Annotated in this window: 1 protein-coding gene; it reads left to right on the forward strand. The window is 38.5% G+C overall.

What is annotated here, in order from left to right; genetic code table 11:
* Positions 1-150: 150 nt before the first annotated feature.
* A complete protein-coding gene (locus AB4486_RS23000; protein ID WP_102420189.1) occupies positions 151-651 on the forward strand; it encodes an outer membrane beta-barrel protein in 501 nt (166 codons plus the stop codon).
* Positions 652-1,097 lie beyond the last annotated feature (446 nt).

The raw sequence follows: 1,097 nt of genomic DNA on the forward strand, positions 1-1,097 counted from the left end.
CGATTAGAAAAAGTATCTTGAAGCTTTAAATGCTTTATTCGGTGTATTTTGTACCAACGGAAACAATTTTGATAACTTAAATTGAAAAAATAAAACTTCATATGAACAGTGTTTTTTTATAGTGTGGATTCATTGTAAAGGAGTCAAAATATGAAAAAAATCACTCTATGGTCACTTGCTATAATCTGTTTACTGCCAGCTTTATCGTATGCTCAACCGATATCAAGTACCGCTGGCATCAGTTATGAGTTCAGCACCATCAAGGTTGGAAACACTAACACTCATGTTAATGGGCCGAGGTTTCAAGCTTCCGCTGAGCTGCCTTGGGGAAATATTAAAGGCGTAGCTGCGACGCTTTCAGATAATTCCGTAGATTATAGCTATTACACCCTAGCTGTAGAGAAACCAATACCAATCAAAACATCTAACTTCTATATCTCGCCGGAAGCCGGGATTACGTACGCTGATTACACTTATAACTCATATAGTAAATCTGATTTTGGCCCTGAAGTGGGGATGTCGATTGGCTACATCATAAATGAAAAGCTTCAAGTCCAAAGCAACTACAACCATTTATTTGCTATGAAATCTAGTCAAGTAAATTTAGAAGAAGATAGCGTTAGCTTAGGTGTTAAATACCGCTTCAATTAAATGAAAGACCTACCCATATTAACAGTAGGCCCAACTCGTCTAGACATAATGCCCTCCACGAAAGGTGGTCAAAAATTCCGAGCACTAATTTACGTCCGTTTTCGGCCTTAACTGGAACTGACCATCATTTGCTTAGCGGGGCCTTACCTATTGTAGTAGTCCACCAAATAATAGCTGATATCTCTTAGCCTGAGTTTGGGGCCGGTAACCTGTTACTGATACCCATTCGGTTTTTAGACTTATAAATACTTTTTCATAGGAGCATTATTCTAGTAGTTACCGCGACGGTCCCTATTTTAAGTTATGCGATATTGCCGAAGCCTTTGACCGTATTTACGACTGCTATATTGGCACTTGGGTGGACAAAATTTTGTTAGCGGTTTAATTAAATAGACGAGAAATAGATTAGTTTGAGGGCTCTTCTCCGCTTAGATGACTCTATAAAT

Origin of the sequence: Vibrio sp. 10N.222.55.C6, from assembly GCF_041473395.1 — a bacterium.
GTDB classification, from domain to species: domain Bacteria; phylum Pseudomonadota; class Gammaproteobacteria; order Enterobacterales; family Vibrionaceae; genus Vibrio; species Vibrio crassostreae_C.